The sequence below is a fragment of the Leptospira yanagawae serovar Saopaulo str. Sao Paulo = ATCC 700523 genome (assembly GCF_000332475.2).
Classification (GTDB): Bacteria; Spirochaetota; Leptospiria; order Leptospirales; family Leptospiraceae; genus Leptospira_A; species Leptospira_A yanagawae.
Genome location: NZ_AOGX02000015.1, coordinates 1073341 through 1092006, shown reverse-complemented (window position 1 = coordinate 1092006; position 18666 = coordinate 1073341). Strand labels below are relative to the sequence as shown.

16 protein-coding genes are annotated in these 18666 nt (G+C 38.7%); 15 read left to right on the top strand and 1 reads right to left on the bottom strand.

Annotated features, from left to right (window positions below; genetic code table 11):
- Positions 1-24: 24 nt before the first annotated feature.
- The 12 genes from LEP1GSC202_RS08920 to LEP1GSC202_RS08865 all read left to right on the top strand — a co-directional run bounded on the left by LEP1GSC202_RS08920 (position 25) and on the right by LEP1GSC202_RS08865 (position 14292).
- Entirely contained in the window at positions 25-897 is an 873-nt protein-coding gene (locus LEP1GSC202_RS08920) for a hypothetical protein (RefSeq protein WP_015677013.1), read from the top strand.
- Entirely contained in the window at positions 894-2447 is a 1554-nt protein-coding gene (gene gltX, locus LEP1GSC202_RS08915) for a glutamate--tRNA ligase (RefSeq protein ID WP_015676445.1), read from the top strand. Before LEP1GSC202_RS08920 ends, gltX begins: the two co-directional genes overlap by 4 nt.
- 93 nt (positions 2448-2540) lie before the next feature.
- On the top strand, positions 2541-3143 hold the full coding sequence (locus tag LEP1GSC202_RS08910; RefSeq protein WP_015676550.1) for an ATP-binding protein: 603 nt from the start codon (positions 2541-2543) through the stop codon (positions 3141-3143).
- A 1-nt stretch (position 3144) separates the two neighbouring features.
- Positions 3145-4251, top strand: a complete 1107-nt coding sequence (locus tag LEP1GSC202_RS08905; RefSeq protein WP_039928446.1) for a glycosyltransferase — start codon at positions 3145-3147, stop codon at positions 4249-4251.
- Positions 4248-7079, top strand: coding sequence for a DNA polymerase I (gene polA / locus LEP1GSC202_RS08900; protein ID WP_015676833.1), 2832 nt, complete (start codon positions 4248-4250; stop codon positions 7077-7079). The genes LEP1GSC202_RS08905 and polA overlap by 4 nt, the downstream gene beginning before the upstream one ends.
- Positions 7066-8769, top strand: coding sequence for a hypothetical protein (locus LEP1GSC202_RS08895; RefSeq protein WP_015677033.1), 1704 nt, complete (start codon positions 7066-7068; stop codon positions 8767-8769). The genes polA and LEP1GSC202_RS08895 overlap by 14 nt, the downstream gene beginning before the upstream one ends.
- 147 nt (positions 8770-8916) lie before the next feature.
- On the top strand, positions 8917-9870 hold the full coding sequence (locus LEP1GSC202_RS08890) for an Lcl C-terminal domain-containing protein (protein ID WP_015677579.1): 954 nt from the start codon (positions 8917-8919) through the stop codon (positions 9868-9870).
- A gap of 107 nt (positions 9871-9977) precedes the next feature.
- Positions 9978-10754: a GNAT family N-acetyltransferase gene (locus tag LEP1GSC202_RS08885; protein ID WP_015677226.1), complete on the top strand. Its 777-nt coding sequence runs from the start codon at positions 9978-9980 to the stop codon at positions 10752-10754.
- Positions 10751-11881: a hypothetical protein gene (locus LEP1GSC202_RS08880; RefSeq protein ID WP_015677611.1), complete on the top strand. Its 1131-nt coding sequence runs from the start codon at positions 10751-10753 to the stop codon at positions 11879-11881. The genes LEP1GSC202_RS08885 and LEP1GSC202_RS08880 overlap by 4 nt, the downstream gene beginning before the upstream one ends.
- 79 nt (positions 11882-11960) lie before the next feature.
- The gene (locus tag LEP1GSC202_RS08875) at positions 11961-12641 is read left to right on the top strand and encodes a biliverdin-producing heme oxygenase (RefSeq protein ID WP_015676725.1); all 681 of its coding nucleotides are present in this window, start codon (positions 11961-11963) and stop codon (positions 12639-12641) included.
- Positions 12642-12644: 3 nt separating this feature from the next.
- Positions 12645-13898, top strand: a complete 1254-nt coding sequence (locus LEP1GSC202_RS08870) for an MFS transporter (protein WP_015677452.1) — start codon at positions 12645-12647, stop codon at positions 13896-13898.
- Between the two features lie 31 nt (positions 13899-13929).
- Positions 13930-14292 (top strand): LIC13410 family lipoprotein, encoded by a 363-nt coding sequence (locus LEP1GSC202_RS08865; RefSeq protein WP_015676529.1) that lies wholly within the window; start codon positions 13930-13932, stop codon positions 14290-14292.
- Positions 14293-14296: 4 nt separating this feature from the next.
- Here the strand turns inward: LEP1GSC202_RS08865 and LEP1GSC202_RS08860 are convergent, their stop codons facing one another.
- The gene (locus tag LEP1GSC202_RS08860; protein WP_015676563.1) at positions 14297-15064 is read right to left on the bottom strand and encodes an LIC13411 family adhesin; all 768 of its coding nucleotides are present in this window, start codon (positions 15062-15064) and stop codon (positions 14297-14299) included.
- Positions 15065-15127: 63 nt separating this feature from the next.
- Here LEP1GSC202_RS08860 and LEP1GSC202_RS08855 point away from each other — a divergent pair, with 63 nt between their 5' ends.
- Genes LEP1GSC202_RS08855 through LEP1GSC202_RS08845 form a run of 3 tightly spaced genes read left to right on the top strand, consistent with a single transcriptional unit; the run spans position 15128 to position 18664 of the window.
- On the top strand, positions 15128-16120 hold the full coding sequence (locus tag LEP1GSC202_RS08855) for a helix-turn-helix transcriptional regulator (protein ID WP_015676376.1): 993 nt from the start codon (positions 15128-15130) through the stop codon (positions 16118-16120).
- A complete protein-coding gene (locus LEP1GSC202_RS08850) occupies positions 16074-17618 on the top strand; it encodes a DUF2779 domain-containing protein (RefSeq protein WP_015677161.1) in 1545 nt (514 codons plus the stop codon). The genes LEP1GSC202_RS08855 and LEP1GSC202_RS08850 overlap by 47 nt, the downstream gene beginning before the upstream one ends.
- Positions 17618-18664: an alpha/beta hydrolase gene (locus LEP1GSC202_RS08845; protein WP_015676752.1), complete on the top strand. Its 1047-nt coding sequence runs from the start codon at positions 17618-17620 to the stop codon at positions 18662-18664. Before LEP1GSC202_RS08850 ends, LEP1GSC202_RS08845 begins: the two co-directional genes overlap by 1 nt.
- Positions 18665-18666 lie beyond the last annotated feature (2 nt).

Sequence of the window (18666 nt, the reverse complement as noted above, 5' to 3'; positions counted from 1 at the left end):
TAGACTGGCGATACGCACCTATCTATGTCACCACAAACTCAAGAATACACCCGTTTTCATTGGCTTTTATGGTTCTTGATTTTTTTTTCAGGATGGAGCTGCCAAAACCTAAATTCCCTTCTCACTCGAGACGCCAAATCGGAAATTCCCGCGTCAGTTCTCTTTCTTAAATCTCCAAGAAAAATGAATCCAACTGTCTTCAAAGATGGTTCATCCCATTACCGTTGTATCCAATGGGAACCTGGTAAATTGAGTGGTTATGTTGAGAAAATTGAATTCAGTTTCATTGCTTACGATCCCAATTTTGCAAACAAAATCAATTTAGAGTTTGGGAATGAAACTGTTGAACTTTATAAAATCATTTGGAGTCGTAAAGTAGGCAAATTCCAAAAAGACAAACTGGAAAAGAAATACCTTTTCCAATACAAAGTTTCTTACTTCAAAGAAGTAAAAGGAAATTCCATCCAATCCCTTTTAGAAAATCAAATTGCTTATAAAGAAAACCAAACACCCATTGATGAAATCGAAGTTTTTGAAATCGTAAGTGATACTGGCAACTTAATCGAAGAAGGAAATCGTTCTGATGTAGGCGGAGAAAATCGTTGGTCTCATAATATAGGATCCAATCAGTTCATTACATCTTCTAGTCTTTATACAAAACTAAAAAACGATATTGCAATAACGGAACATGTTTCAACTCATTATGACTATTCACAACTCAGTTATGAATGGAATGAAACAGAACCCGATAAACTATTCTTCAAACCTATCTTTAAAGAAAATAATCTACAATTATATTTTGTGCCTCCCTATACCAATGGTCTAACGACCAAAACCAAAGAACCATTTGGTTACAAACGAATGGGAGATTTTTTACTCAAAGAGGAAATGAAATGACAGAAGTTCGTACCCGTTTTGCCCCATCCCCTTCAGGATTCCTTCACGTTGGTGGAGCAAGGACTGCCTTGTTTAATTATTTATATGCGAAGGCAAAAAAAGGCAAATTTTTATTACGGATCGAAGACACAGACCAAGACAGGTCCACAGAAGCATCTTTTAAAATCATTTTAGAATCACTGAAGTGGCTAGGAATGGAATGGGATGAGGGACCAGGAGTCGGTGGCCCTAACGGACCTTATACGCAATCAGAAAGAATTCATATTTATAAAGAATACACAGACAAACTTTTAAAAGAAAAAAAAGCATACCGTTGTTTTTGTACCGCTGAGGAATTAGAAGGCAAAAAGAAACAAGCAGATGCCATGGGAATTCCTTATATCTATGACGGAAAATGTTCTGATTTATCCGATGAAGAAATAAATTCCCAATTAGAGAAAAAAACTCCTTTCACCGTTAGATTCAAAACACCACATAAAATTGTCATCGTAGATGATATGATCCAAGGCAAAGTGAAGTTTGAATCTAAACTCATTGGTGATTTTATCATTGTGAAATCAGATGGATTTCCATCGTATAACTATGCTGTTGTGATTGATGATGCACTGATGAAGATCACCCATGTGATCCGAGGTGTTGGCCATCTCTCTAACACTCCTAGACAAATTTTAATTTTTGAAGCCTTTGGTTTCCCACTCCCAAGGTTTGCCCATGCGAGTGAAATTGTCGGAACGGATGGGAAAAAACTTTCCAAACGTGCTGGTGCCACTTCCGTTCTTGCGTTCCGTGATTTGGGTTACTCAAGCGAAACCATGCGAAACTATATGGCACTCCTAGGATGGACATCTCCCGATGGCAAAGAATACATGAGTGATGAAGAGTTGTGTTCCGTGTTTGATGTGGAACGTTGCTCCAAGTCTCCCGCTACCTTTGATGTTTTCAAAAAACTAAAAGAAGAAGAAAAGGAATCTGTTGATTTTAATAAGCTAACGATCCTTGGCCTTGCCGAATACTTAAATCCAAAATCCAAACTCAATTGGATGTCCAATAAATACATCCGTGATACCAAAATTGAAACCCTTGGCAAAGCTTTGGAACCTTTCCTAAAAGACTGCCAAATCCCAGAAGCCTACAAGTCAGGAGAGAACCCACAACTCCTTTCCATTTTAGATTCTGTTCGTGTGTATTTGGATCGGCTCATCCAAGCCCCGCCCTATATTGAAGAATTCTTTTTGGAAAACGTCAGTTTTGAGAACGAGGAAGCAAAACAATTGGTCCTCGAAGGCAAAGGGAAAGAGGTGGTCTCTGCGTTTTACCAAATCGTAAAAACAAGTTCGCTTACGTCTCCAGACGCTTACAAGGAAGCCATGGCAAAAGTGGGTGAGAGCACAGGTGAGAAAGGAAGGACCCTTTTTATGCCAATCCGAGCCATTACCACCGGAAAATCCCATGGTTTGGAACTTCCTATCCTCTTTAGCCTCCTGGGACAAGAGAAGATGGTGAAACGGATGGAACAGCTGGCGGGCACCTTAGGCATTTCGCTTAGGTAAATTTTTTACAGATTCGTTCCATTTCAGGTTATTTTTGACTTTTTTTCTCACTTCGCATCGTGTAATATGATGAGAGAGAGGAAACGGCGGCCATTGACAGCACCATCTGAAGTGATTCCCTATCTGTTAAGCCCATCACCTGGGTCGTACGCCATGTTTTTGCCTCCCGATATGTCCTCTGTCAAACAGTTCCGTAACGAACTCAAACGAACTTTGTTAGATAACGGGTTTAGCTCCCAGAACATCATGCAAATTGAACTCGCTGCAGATGAAGCACTCACAAATGCAGTAGCGGCAAATGTGTCTTGTGATTGTGATGAAACCATCATTTGCAGGTGGCGGATTGACGCAGCAAAGTTCACTTTGTACATCTTGGATTATGGATCAGGACTTTCTGGTGAATCACCAGTTCCTGACAACGACAAAGAACTTTTACGTTCCAACCAATCCCAATGTTTTTCAACCTTCCTTGATCATATCAAAAACCACCAAAGTAAAAAACCAAATACCCTTCCTTATAATGGCTTTGGCCAAAAACATAAGAACATGGGAAAAGGATTGAAAATAATCAATGCCATGATGGACTCCGTTAAAGTAATGTTTCACGGAGAAGGAATGGTAGACGAAGCTCCGGCGGGGTTCAAAGTAATGGGCTCCATCATCGCACTCGAATACGACCGTTCCAAACACTTATAATTTGATCCTACATATCAACACATCTCGCGAATGGCGTGGTGGAGAACAACAGCTTTATTATCTCGTACAAGGTTTGGCCAATTACAAAATACCTCAGATAGTTGTGGGCCAACCAGATTCCCCTCTTGAGGCTAAATGCAAAGACAATGGTTATGAGTTTTACCCACTTGAGATGAGAGGAGAATGGGATAGAAAAGCATATAAGAATATTCGATCTCTCTGTTTATCCAAAAACATCAAACTCATTCATACTCATACAGCTCATGCACATACATTAGCACTACTTGCCAAACGAAACCATCTCAATATCCCACTCATCGTATCCAGAAGAGTAGACTTCAAACCCAAAACTAGTTTTTTTTCAAAGTGGAAATACCAACATCCAGCTAACGATTACTATCTGCCAGTCTCTCAGAAAATCAAAGAAGTGATGATTGGAAGTAAAATTGCTCCGGAAAGAATCATTACAGTATATTCAGGCATAGACTTAAAACGATTTTCCAAAACAACTCCCCATGAATATTTACGAGAAGAGTTCCAAATCCCGAAAAAAGCAATCGTGATTGGAAACGTTGCAGCACTCGTTGACCATAAAGACCAAGAAACTTTGATCCATGCTGTTTCCAAAATGAGAACAAACCAAGAGTTTCGTGTTCTGATTGTAGGGGATGGAAAGTTAGAAAAAAAATTAAAAGCACAAGCTGAAAGTTTAAATTTAAATGATAAAATCATTTTCACAGGATACAGGAAAGATATCCCCGCTTTACTTTCATTATTCGACATTTTTACATTGACTTCCAAAGAAGAAGGACTAGGAACCGCCGTTCTCGATGCAATGGCATGTGGTTTACCGATTGTTGCTACCAATGGTGGTGGTATAGGCGAAATGTTAGACCATAACGAAGGTGCCTTTGTATGCCCGGTGGGAGACTCTGAAACCATTGCACAAGGATTGGATCGGTTGGTGAATTCCGAAGAACTGCGAAGCCAATTTGGAACCTTCAATAAAACTTCTGTAAAACGATTCTCAGTCACAAAAACAATCGATAAAACTAAACTAATTTATTATTCCTTTTTAGGTGATGCCTTGTATGGAGAAAGCAAATGAGTGGAAGACTTTTAATCATAGATGGACATGCTCTTGCATTCCGCGCCTATTTTGCCTTTGCTGCATCCAATTTAACCAATTCTAAAACTGGGCTTCCAAGTGGAGCCATCTTTGGATTTTGGAGGATGCTTTTCAAACTCTTACAAGATGAACATGTAACCCACATTGCATTCACATTTGATCCAGGCACCAGACTGGAACGAAATGATCTCTATGAAGATTACAAAGCTCACAGAAAACCTATGCCTGAGGACTTAAAACCTCAAATCCAAAAAATATATGAGATGTTGCAGGCTCTTGAGTTTCCTATGTACAAAATCAATGGGATCGAAGCAGACGATATCATTGGTTCCTTATGCAAAAAATTTGGAAAAGATTTTGAAGAGATTGTTATCCTTTCTAGTGACAAAGATTTGTACCAAGTTTTAGACAAAAACATACACATGTTACGTGGGAAACGTGGAGTTTCTGAATTTGAAAAAATTGATCCCAAATGGGTGAAAACAAATATTGGAATCACAAAAGAACAAGTCCCTGATTATATGGGTCTACTCGGTGATGCCTCTGATAATATCCCTGGAGTGAAGGGAATTGGCGAAAAAGGTGCCGCAAAACTCATCCAAGAATTTGGAGATTTGGAAACCATATACAAAAAAATAGATAAGGTTAAAAACAAATCCCTTATCGATAAACTGATAGCGGAAAAAGAAAATGCCTTTTTATCAAGGAAACTAGCAACCATTGTCACTAATCTCAAACTTGATATCAAAAAATCAGATTTAAAGTTACCCAACTATTATGATCCAAAAAAAGTCCAATACTTCAAAGATGAAGGATATAATGTCTTACATCGTGATTTAGCAAAGCAAGCAGGAATCCCAATTGTAAGCGATGGTGAGACAAAAGATGAAACCACTCCAGCCAAAAAATCTTCAAAGGGAAAAAAAGAATCGAACACAGAAGCAGATACCGTAGGATCCAAAAAAGGAAAAAATGCCGTTTCTACTTCTACCGTTGTTGCAAAAAAATCTTACAAACGAATTCAATCCGTTGATGAATTAAAAAAAATCATCACAAAACTTAACCCCAAAAAACCACTTTCCATTGATACGGAAACAACATCGCAAGACCCAATGCTTGCGGAGTTACTTGGTATTTCTTTTTCAGAAGAACCTGGAGTTGCATATTACATTGCACTCTCGCATTCCGAATCCATCTATAGCCACCTACTTCCATCAGCCGAAGAAGTATTGAAGATCCTAAAACCAGTGTTAGAAGACCCAAAATGGAAAAAATTAGGGCAAAATATCAAATACGATTTATTAGTTCTAAAAAACTATGGAATCGAACTCAAAGGAATTTATTTTGATACCATGTTGGCTTCGTACCTTTTAAATCCAGGGGAACGTAGGCATAATATGGATGATATGGCCATTGACTACCTAAACTACAAGACCATCACCTATGAAGAATTAGTTGGCACTGGGAAAAAGAAACAAAATCTTTATGATATAGATCCCGATCGGGTTTCCGAGTATGCCTGCGAAGATGCGGATATCACTTTGCAACTCCACAATGCGCTTTCTCCTAAAATGGAGGAAGGATTAAACAAAAAACTTTTTTATGAAATCGAAATGCCTGTATTGCTCACCCTAGCAGACATGGAATACGAAGGGATTGCAGTCGATAAAAAGTATTTTGAATCTTTGTCTGTGACCTTTGATACAAAAATCAAAGAACATGAAAAGAACATCCATTTTTATGCGGGTAGGCAGTTCAATGTCAATTCGACAAAAGAATTACAAACTGTTTTATTTGAAGACTTACGACTTCCAGCTGAGAAAAAAACACAAACCGGTTATTCCACTGATCATTCAGTTTTGGAGTCTTTGCAAGGCACTCACCCTATCATCGATGATTTGTTATCAATTCGCAAATTTTCAAAATTAAAGTCCACCTACACAGACACATTGCCAACGTTAGTGAATCCAAAAACCAATCGGATCCATACAAGTTACAACCAAACCATTGCGGCAACAGGTAGACTATCTTCCACAAATCCCAACTTACAAAACATCCCCATCAAGGATGAGGAAGGAAGGCTTTTAAGAAAAGGGTTTATTGCAAAAAAAGGAACTGAAATCCTTTCACTCGACTATAGCCAGATTGAACTTCGAATCATGGCACATTTTTCCAATGATCCGAATATGATTGATGCTTATAAATCTGGAGCAGACATTCACAAACGTACGGCAGCTGGAATTTTTGGAGTCTCAGAAGACCAAGTAACGCCAGATATGCGAAATAAGGCAAAAGTAGTCAATTTTTCTGTGATTTATGGTGTCACTTCTTTTGGATTGTCCAATAATTTACGAATTAGTCGCAAAGAAGCAAAAGAGTTTATCGAAAAATACTTTGCTGCATACAAGGGTGTTGGGACTTACATGGAAGAAATTGTAGAGTTTTGCAAAACAAATGGTTATGTAGAAACTTTACTTGGTCGTAGACGTTACCTTCCTGATATTAATTCCTCCCATAAAATGGTAAGTGAAGGCGCTAAACGTGTCGCCATCAATTCTCCAATCCAAGGAACTTCAGCAGATATGATTAAGTTGGCGATGATTCGTATCCACGATAAAATCAAAAAAGAATCATTTCGATCCAAACTTTTATTACAAGTCCATGATGAGCTTGTATTTGAAGTAGACCCAAAAGAAAAAAATGAATTTTACCAAATGGCAAAAGAAGAAATGGAATCAGCGATGAAACTCAAAGTTCCAATTGTCGCACAAGGCAAGTTTGGTGGAAATTGGGATGAAGCACATTAGGCCAATTTTCGGCCTACTTTTATTTTTTGTACTCTATCTTTGGAACTTTCCAATTGTATTCGAAACAAATGATCTTTTAGGGCGATTTGATTGGGATTTATACAGTTTCCATGTTGAATTTTTACGGAAATCGTATTTAGAGTTTGGTAGTTTTCCGTTATGGAATCCATATTATGGTGCGGGTTTCCCTGTTTGGGAAAATCCATCCAGTAAAATCGGAAGTTTCACCCATCTATTTGCACTCTTTTTACCTAGCATCACCGCGCTTAAAATTAGTTTTATATTTTACTTCGCCTTAAGTGGCATACTCAACTTCCATTCGTTTCAATTATACAATCGATCATCACAACTTACATCGATAGTGTTCGTTTGTTTATTCCAATTCTCAGGGTATTTTTTTCAAAAGTTTTATGCAGGACATATGAATCAAATCCAAGGTTTGTTTTTACCTGCCTTTATATTTTATTTTTTATATTTTTTACGAACCAACGGGAAATGGATTTTGTTTTTTCCCATTCTCATCGCCTACATTTTGTTATCGGAAGGTTCCATTTACACGATTACGCAAATATCGTTATTGTTAGTTGGACTTAGTCTTTGGGAGATTTATAATTCGGAAGATAAAAAAAGAGCCTGCTTTCGTTTTGTATGGATTTCCTTTTTTATACTTTTGGTTTTGTCTTTCAAATGGATTCCTATGTTTTTGTTTGTGCACCAAGTTGGTCGTTATTTTGTACCGGACCAATTTCCTTTACAATTTTCTGACCTCTATTCGATCTTTTTTGGATCCTCCCAACACCCTCTGCTATCACAATCCCTAGCAAAAATGCAATACCGCTATTGGGAATATGGAAATTATTTAGGACAAGTCCCTCTTTATTTATTTCCCATGTTAGCATTCACCAAACGCAAACTTTGGTTTGTTTTGATCTTTTTTGTTTTCACGATTTGGATCATGATTGGCAAAGGGTATGGCTTGAGTCCTGTCAATTTGTTAGAACAAATTCCCATTTATTCTCTGGAAAGAGTGTATCCCAGATGGAGTTTGAGTGTCGTTTTTTTATATGTTTGGTGTTTGGCGGAAGTGATCCAAACATTTTCAGAAAAATTTAAAGTAAATTATAGAGTTTATTTTTATTGTATGGTTCACATTCTTCTGACTTACCACACACTTGATGTGAGAAAAATGAACACCAAATTCTTACATGAAATATTTGTATTAACTACCCCGACAATTGATATCCAAAATAAAGAACCTTATCCCATCACTGTGAATGCAGTGCCTGACTATGGATCTGATTCAAAAATGTTTCCTGCCATAAGGAGAAATCTTTCCATAAACGACATATATGAAAACCTAACATTTTATTTTTCAAACCAATCAATGGAATCGAAAGATTATCATGGTGAGTTTTATTTGTATCCTTCCTTCCAAACGATCAAACCAGTCCAATGGAAACCAGACCAATATAGCTTTGGCTCCATACCCAAAGGCCAAATCCTTGTCATCAATCAAAAATACCACCCTGGATTTGTGACAAACATTCCTGATGTTACGCCTTGTTCATGGAATGGGTATTTGGCGGTTCAAGTCGATAGAGAAATGAGTTCACTGGTTGTGGAGTATTCATTAGTAAAATCAATTCGATCCAATGCAAAGATGGAATCCAATTGTAATGTCACAAAATAAATTGAGTAAGAATTTTATTCCAAATTTGTTTTATACTTTTATGGCGTGCAGTGAAGGTAAAAAAGAAGATACCTACAAAAATTGAATCGAAATAAATTTCTTTACAAACCATTTTCGATAAATAAACTTTTGGATTGGGAAATCTGTATGAGATCATATTTTTTGCCTTTCTTATTATCTATCTTCATTTTATGCAAAGGTCCCACATTCAATAACCCTAGTGATCCTAAATCAAATGATTTTTTAGAAATGCAAATCTTAGAATGCCAAACAAGTGGATCTCTTCTTTGCCCACCATTCCGGGTGAAAGGAAAAATATCAGGACTAACAGCAGACAATACAATCAAACTACAATACCTCCTCGGAGGTCCATCTGATGAGATAACAACGAATGGGCAGTTTGATGTTCTGACCAGAGGTGGGATTTTTCCAAATGTATACATTTCCAAACAGCCGAACACATTGCATTGCATCATAACGAACCCAGGTACCAAATCAGGAGATGATGTTGTTGGAGTGGAAATCACGTGCCCATTTTTCAAATCATTTGTGAACAACAAATGGGTTGGTTTTAGTCGTTGTGCCTATGGACAAGAATGGAATACCTTTGGAGTAGGAAACTGTACTGGAGCGGGGACATCCGGGACGCAATTCAATATATCATTGTATTTAAATTATTGCAATATAACACCTTCTAGAGGATGTACAAGTGATATCGCAGGTGCAGAACTTGCTACACCTCCTTGGATCGGATCTGCAAATAGTGATATCTACAATGCATGCGATCAGTACAATACAAACACTAGATTTCAAATTTCTAAATGGAGAGTTCCCACAAAAGATGAATTAAAACAAATTGTTTACTGCAGTTCGGGTCCTTCTGCTCCACTTAATGATTTTAATAGTTGTAATGTGGGATATTCTGCACCTACTGTTAACACAACCATATTCACTAATTTGGCAACATCGAATATACTTTGGTCTTCTACATCTTATTCCTTAGATGATATCCAAGCCTTTGCATTAGATTTGAGTACAGGTCAAATGTATACACCAGACCAAGACAGCACAAACCAAGTCCTCTGCGTCACTGATTTGTAATGAAACAATTTCGACATTCTTTCCCGGAATTTCATTGGAATGTCACATAATCGTAACCGTGATCCTTTAGCGTAACCAGTAGATAAACAAGAGGAAAACAAAATCCTATGAAGCAAAATACATTAAACAAAACAGAACGAGTCCTTGAAGTTCGTTTAGCGGAAAACCAACTCGAAATTGAAAGAGCACTTGCATTGCGTTACGAAGTGTTTAACTTAGAAATGGGAGAAGGTCTGCCACAATCTTCTGCTACACGAAAAGATCGTGATGAATATGATTTGTACTGCCACCACCTCATCGTAATTGATAAATCCACTGAAGATAAAAAAATTGTGGGAACTTACCGTATCCTCACACGCCAAAATGCAAAAAACGGAATTGGATTTTATAGCGAAAACGAATTTGATATCACATCCATTTACAACCTTCCAGACGAAATTGCGGAAGTAGGACGTTCCTGTGTTCACCCTGATTATAGAGATGGTTCTGTGATTTCTTTGTTATGGCAAGGGCTTGCAGAATTTATGAACAAACATAACGTTCGTTATCTGATGGGTTGTGGTTCCATCCACTCCACTGATGCCGCGGTAGCTTCCCAATCATATGGATTCTTAAAAGCGAAAGATGCGATTGCACCGGAAGAATTTCGGGTGTATCCAAATCCTGATTACGTACTTCCCGGATTTGACGCCAATTTTCACGTAGAAGATCCTAAAACGATCTCTAAAAACATCCCTCCACTTTTAAAAGGATACCTCCGAGTGGGTGCTAAAATCTGTGGAATTCCTGCACTGGATTCTGTTTTTGGTACTACAGACGTGTTCATTCTTTTCGACCGCAAGGAAATTACGGAGAGATATGCGAAACACTACATGAGTGCATGAGCCAAAACCAAGAAATTGATTACCAACACCCAACAAAACAGGATCAAATTCGTTTTTTCGGTTTTACTTTAGTATTGGTAGTGGTGATCACTCTTGGTTATTTTTTAGGCATTCCTCGGTATTATCTCGGATGGTTTTCCTTCGCGATTGCATCATTTTCTGTGGCCGGAAATGATGCAGTCCAAACCATCGGGACCTTTATCGAAAGCAAAAAATCGGTCCATTGGCTCCAGAAGATCCTCGTATTCGGTGGTCTTTTATTTTTTGTCCACTTACTTGCATGGTTTTACCATGGAGGTGAAATCCATTTCCATCGTTTGGATTCCATTCCGGAAACCAAAGACTTCAATTTACTCCAACTTCTAGCCCCAGTATTACTCGTTGTCATCACAAGACTACGTGCACCTGTATCAACCACATTCCTCGTATTAGGATTGTTTGGTGGCAAAAGCATCGACCAAATGTTAACCAAATCATTTTTTGGTTACGGCCTTGCCTTTCTTGTTGCCATCGTGGTTTGGGCCATCCTTGTCAAAATTGATCCACATGAATACCATGAAGTCCACACCCCCGACCCGGTTTCGGAAAGGCGTTGGTCTCGTTTGCAATGGCTTTCCACGATGTATTTGTGGGTGGCATGGTTATTCCAAGACACAGCCAATATTGCTGTATTCCTTCCAAGGCAACTCGGACTCTTCGAATTTCTTTCGGCAGTGTTCATTTTGATTTTTGCCCTTCTCATCATCATTCGAACCAATGGAGGCACCATCCAAGAGGTTGTCTCCGAAAAGTCGGACATCCAATGGGCCAAAGCGGCCACCATTGTGGATTTGGTGTATGGTAGTTTACTTTTTTTCTTCCAAGCCATTAGCAACATCCCTATGTCTACCACTTGGGCCTTTCTTGGTCTCCTTGCGGGGCGAGAGATCATTCTCAATGTCATCACCTACAAAGACCTCCCTTACCTCGACACCTTCCGAAAGGTGGGAAAGGATGTGGTCCTAGCCACAATCGGGATCGTCGTTTCCATTCTCATTTTTTTCTTATCCTACTTTCTTTACCCGGATCAAAGGCAGTCCACACCCCTTGAATTCTGGAACTCGACAAATCAGGAAGACTCCCTATAAAACGCTTTGACAGGACTTCCAATTGTCAGGGTAGTGTCATATATGAGATTGATTCTCACATACAGAAATAGGAGTCATTATGTCAGTTGCAATGATGTTGCGTGAGGGGACGGCCCAAAAACACGAGGAAACGGAAAAAGTTCCTTATATCCGAGCGATTTTTCGAGGTGGACTCGATGCACAAACGTATACCTACCAATTGGAAAGCCTACTAGCCGTTTACCAGGTGATGGAAGAGCTCTACCGAGAAAACAAAGACAATCCCATTTTATCCAAATTATACTTTCCTAGTTTGTTTCGGGAAAAGGCTCTCAAAGAAGATATTGAAAGTTTCCAAAAAAAGTTTGGAACCAAACTTCGTGGGAAAATTTCCAAGGCCACAGAAAACTATATCAATCACATCAAAACAACCGCAAAAACAAAACCGGAATTATTGGTGGCACAAGCTTACGTGCGTTACTTGGGAGATTTATCTGGTGGCCAAGCGATTAAAAAAGTAGTGGCAAAAACCTTTGGACTCGAGGGAAATGAAGGAACTGCTTTTTATGAATTTCCAGAAATTGAGGACCTAATGGCGTTTAAAGGAATTTACAGACAAAATTTGGACACCTTACCTTTGGATGATTCACAAAAACAAGAATTACTCGAAGAAGCCAAAACCACTTTTGATTTAAACAAATTTTTGTTTATCGAACTTGATTCCGATCTAAAAGAAAATATCGGAATTGAACGTTACCAAACTCTTTTACCAGCAGGTTAATTTTTGGGATTCCCGTACACACTCGTAACCTTAGTTTTTTTATCAATGTTACCGGTCACAATGATTGTGCCGGTAGTTAAAGACGTTGTCAAAGATAGATTACTAGGTTCCAACTGGGAAGTGGCATATTTCACAAGCATACCTATGTTAGGTTCCTTTTTGTTTGCGCCAGTTGCGGGAATCATTTCCGATCGATTCAAAAACAGAAAGTACTTCATTAGTTTATTCTGCTTCTTAGATGCTGGTTTGTTTTACCTACTAACAGTTGTCAGGGATATGGATTTATTTTTATTCCTTCGATTTTTAGAAGGTGCCTCTCATATTTTCATCATTGGGTTACTTTTAAGTTCTGCGGCCGACCAAGAAAATGATCCCAAAAACAAACGATACTATGGTAAAGGGATTCTTATGGGTATCACAGGGATGTTTTTATCGCTTGGTGGTGCCTTTGGGATGCCACTTGGTATCTTAGGAAGGAGTAATCCATTATTACCATTTTATGTGGGTTCTGGAATTTTGGTATTTGTGGGTATCATGAGTTTTCTCATGTTAAAGGATCGGGGAATTCACAAGGTAAAGGATTTTAAATTAAACGACCTAAAAATAGCAATCTTCGAAAATCCATTTCTCTTTGTACCGTTTTTATTTAATTTTATAGATCGCTTTACTGTCGGATTTATCATCTCTTCTTTTAATATCCACCTACGAGAAACTTTGGCTTTCCATCCAGGAATGCTTGGTGTATTTTTAGGACTTGTTCTGTTTCCAATGAGTTTACTCTCTTATCCTTCGGCATTGCTTTCACGCAAAACAGGCGTTTTACCACTTGTGCTCGTAGGTTCTGTTATTTATGGAATGTTTTTAGGATTGTCTGGAACCACAAATCAGTTCTGGTATTTGTTTTTGTTTTTATTGTTATGTGGAATTGGGGCAGGTGTGATGTTTGTTCCTTCAATGATGCTTGCGAGCAAAATGTCAAAACCTGGGCTCACTGCAACGACAATGTCAGCCTTTACTGGTGTTGGATCATTAGGTTTTATGTTAGGCCCAATCGTTTCCGTACAAATGCAGTCTGTTTTTGACTCCCTTTTGCCAAAAGAATATAGTTTTTCTGCCCTTTCCTTCTTTTTTGGATTTTTAGAGATAGGACTTGTTTTTATGACAATTCCATTTTTTAAAAAGATTTTGAGTAAAATCAACAAAATCGATGAAGAAAGAGAAAAGATTACACTTGCCAATCCCGATCCCCTACTGTAACATTTCTCCTAATCCATCTTAGGAAAGGTTTATGTTCAAAAGATTACTCGTTCTTAGCACACTGGCATCGGTTCTCTTCCTTGTGTCTTGTACTTCTGGAAATAAAGTGCAAGCAGGCAGCACAAAAGTTCACCCACACACAGCACTTCGCAAACTAGAAATTGATATGATCAAAGTAGGAGACGGTTTGGTAAAAGCGGAAGCAGTGCTTGGCAAACCAACTGAAAAATCAATCGATCCAAGTGGAACCGTTATGACATGGTACTTTGCGGAAGACCGTGATGTTCCAGAACAGTATTATACACTCAAAGAAAAACCAGACGCAGTGGAAAAGTTTTTAAAACTAACGTTTGACCCTAAAAACAAAATCACTGCCAAAGACTTCAAACTTTAAAAATTTAAGTTTCTTCCGACTCTTGGTTTAATTCTTCTTCGGTAGGAGCTGGGAATGGAAAACCAGGGAAACTTGGTTTTTCCTTTCCTTCTACATCATCATCTAACACATCAATGGTGGTAAATCCTAACAAAAAATCAAATGCTTCAGCTACATTAAACCCAAGTCTAGCTCCACCATATACACCACCCACAATTTCCACATTCCATGAATATCCAGGTGGATACCCAAATGGTTTTAAATCTTCTTTTGGAAGGTAAATCAAAAATTCTTTTTGGCCAGTACTCGCAACAATGTCTTTTGTAAGTTCTCTTCGAAAATATTCTTTTTTTCGTGCCTTTCTATCTTTTACAGGATCATAAAAATAAGAATAATATCTCATTTTATAACTTTTGAGATTGGACCTTTCATCGTTTGTGAGAGGGATACCTTTTTTGTCCACAAGCCAATTCCCTTTTGCATCAAGAACGGGAGATCCGGAATGAAAACTTTCGCCACCTAAGATACCGAAGACGAGTTGTTGGGAATGATACCCACCTAGTTCGCCACCACGGATTCCAAACCCTCGGCCTAAATCACGTTTGCCCATTTGCGATTCACCACCTTGGAAAACAAAACCAATAGGCAGTGGACCCACTTTAATCGCTGCTCCATACATTGGTGTTTCCGCACCGACAGTGATGATATCTTTAAAATCATTTTTGCGATTTTTCCAATAAGTTGCACAATTCATGAAGAAGAATAGGCAAATGATAAGGCTCGTGAAACGCATTCTTTTCCAATTTTTTTCATTTTCTACTTTTCGGAATCAAAAAAACAAACTTTTTGGGAAGATATGGCTTCTTTTGAAGATTTTCCCATGATCGAAGTGAAAAAAATGAACGAAACGGAGGTTCGCCTTTTTAGTTTGCTCTTCAATCTTTTACGCGAACCCAAAGGAATTAGTTTCCAAAAGTTTCGTACGATGATGCCTCGGTTTTACAAAAACGAAGACATAGAATCCGACAGAAAAAAACTCTATCGAGATCTTAACCAATTGAAAAGCCTTGGGTTTAACATTAAGGTTGCCCAATACGGATACCAGTCCGAAGATTTTTTTCCTTACTACATTGAAAAGGAATCCATCGATCGTACCTTAAAATTTTCCAAAGAAGAACTCGAAGTTCTCTCGAAATCACTCTATTCTGCTGAATTAACAAAAGAGCTCATCAGCTTATCCCAAAAACTATTTTCGTACCATCTGGATCTCATTCCCAATTTAACAAAACACCCTATCACAAATGATTCCGATGATAACAGTGTTGATACATCCAATACCGAAAAAATTTTACAAGCGATCAAAGACAAACGTGCCATTACCATCGTATACGGGTATGATGATAAAGAAAGAACCATTGAACCTTACCGATTGGTAAGAAAACACACAACCGACTTCTATGTGTTAGCGTATGATCGTGGAAAAAAATCCTTACGAAGGTTTATCCTTCCGAAAATTACAGTTAAAAAAGAAACCAAAGAAGAGTTTTTTTCGAATTTAAAAATTTCAAACGAAGACTTAAATTTCCATCCACTCTCCCTAAAAACACACGCCGAAATGGAAATCCACTTCCAAATCCACCCAGAGTATGAGGACCGTTGGAAATTATTCTTGGAAGGTGCAAAATATGAAACCTCTGAAAACCAATACAAGGTATTCACAACCAACCAAAATGCACTCTTCCAATTTTTTGTAATTTTACCTGAGGCTTTGGTAGAGGCAAGTGCCCATTGGAAAGATCGGTTTGCAAGCCATCTTCACGAATGGGAAAACTTATACCAATTCGTTTGAGAAACCTTTGACTCCAATCACCAAATCCCTATACTTACAATTTTTAAAATGCCAAAATGCATACCATTTGATCCGAGAAGGTGTGGTTTCAAAACCGAGTACGGCTTCGTTTGGTGGGTATTTGGAATGGGCAGAGTTTCTCAGTTACTGCAAAAACCAATTCCCCAATTTCCCTTCAATCGAGAAGTCACCTAACAGAGAAGAGGGTTTTGTACAATCAGAAATCTATATCAAAGATAAAATTTCCCATTTTGGTGCTCAACTTCGTTACCAAAACTTTGTTTGTAGTGTGGAACTTCTCGAATACGACGAGGAAAGGGATGGTTGGATCCTTTGGGACTTTCGACCGATTGGTTCCATCAAACAAGATATACTTCGGTCATTTTTCTTTTACAAACAGATAGCAGAAGGTTTGGGGTTACGTGTCCTTGGTTGCAAAATCATTCGCATCCAAACAAAATACGTTTACCAAGGCGGACCCATTCTCCCCGAAGACTACCTCTTGGTTGAGGACCTTTCCCCTCGAATGGAGTCAGAATTGGGTTCACGGGAGGAAGAATGGAACAAATTCCAAACCGAAATCCAAAACACAAACGAACAATCTGTTCCCTATTCCTTTTTAGAGAAAAATCCAAGTTGCCGTTCCCTTAAGACCTGTTTATCTCCCACTCATTGTGCACCCGGCAGAGAAACTGCCAGAGAAATCTTCGAATACCGAGATAGTTCAGAACTTGCCAAACTTTGGTTTGCATCAGGGTACAATTCGTACGATTCGGTGCCAGATGCAGAACTTTCCCCCATCCAAAAGATCCAAAAAGAGGCCCACAAAACAGGAACCGTACATTTTAACAAAGAATCTCTTACCCAATACCTTTCTAATGTGACAAAAACAGTAGCCTTCCTGGATTTTGAATCGATAAACCCATACATTCCCATTTATCCTGAAACAAAACCCTTCCAACACATTCCTTATTTGTATTCCCTTCATATTTGGGACATGGATTCTGATTCACTCACACACAAAACCTACCTACATGAAGATGTGGGAAGTGATCCTAGAAAACATGTGTTATTCCATTTGCAAAAGGACCTGCCAACAGGGATTACCATCTTTTCATTTAATGATTTTTTCGAAAAACTGATCATCCAAGAATCCGCCACCGTTTACCCGGAATACTTAGAATTTTGGGAATCAGTCAAATCAATGTTCATCGACCTTGCTTTGCCTTTTAAAAAACTTTGGATTTACCACCCAGCACAACATGGCAAAGCTTCTCTTAAGGAAATCCTACCTTGTTTTAGTAATGAGAGCCATTTTGGACTCACCATTCGGGAAGGACAAGATGCCAATTACCAATATTTGAGATTAATAAAAAAGCAGGTGACAGCCGAAGAAAAAAAACGTGTTTTGGAGGATTTGATAGCTTACTGCAAATTAGATAGTTATGGTTTGTTTTTAATCTATAGAATGTTACAAGAAAGATTATCGGTTATTTAATGTTAGGTATCAAAAAATCAGTCACTCAACTTGTCTTTTCGTTACCCGATAATTGGATAGCCACGATCACTCGTACGAAAAACCAAGAGGACACCAACGCTTTGGACCCTCGTTGTGCGATGGCATGTAACATTGCTCGTTTTCTTCCCAAAATGGAACAGATGAGTCCGGAAAAAGCGAGAAAACACTTCCGAGAGCAAATGAAACTCTTCGAAGAAAAAGAATTTCCCATCGCTCATATCGAAGACAAACTCATTCCCACTCCGAGTGCATCTTTTATCCCCATTCGAGTTTATAATGCCAATCCCCAAAAGAGAAATCTTCCCACCATTCTCTTTTTCCATGGTGGTGGACTCACCATCGGCAATCTGGATACTCATGATTCCTTCTGCCGCAAATTGTCTCATTACACAAAAAGCATTGTGATCGCCGTGGATTACCGATTGGCACCGGAACACCCTTACCCTGCAGCACACGAAGATGCATGGCTTGCCTACCAATACGTTCGGAACTCTGCTTATATATTTGGTGGCTCTCCGAAAGCCATCGCCGTTTGTGGGGATAGCGCTGGAGCTCTCCTTGCCACGGCTCTTTGCCTCCGTGCGAAAAAAAACAATGTGCAAGCTCCGATTTACCAAGCCCTTCTCTACCCAATGCTTGATACATCGAAAGAATCAGAGACCTATGAACTCTTCGGGGAAAATTATATCCTCACAAAAACTCTGATGCGATGGTTCATCCAAAACTACCTACCACAAACCAAAGACCGAAGTCTCATTCAGAATTCCCCAGTTTTGGCAGATACCAAAGAATTAAAGGGACTCCCTCCAACCTACATCGGAATCGCAGGGTTTGACCCCCTTCGCGAAGAAGGTGAAACATACGCCAAACACTTACAAACCGCAGGTGTGAAGGTGGAAGAACGTTATTTTCCTTCCTTAGTGCATGGGTACATCCAATTATCTGGCCTCATTCCGAAGGCAAAAGAGGCCGAGGAAGACCTTTTCCAGTCCCTATTACGATTTTTTTCCCAAATAAAAATCTAACC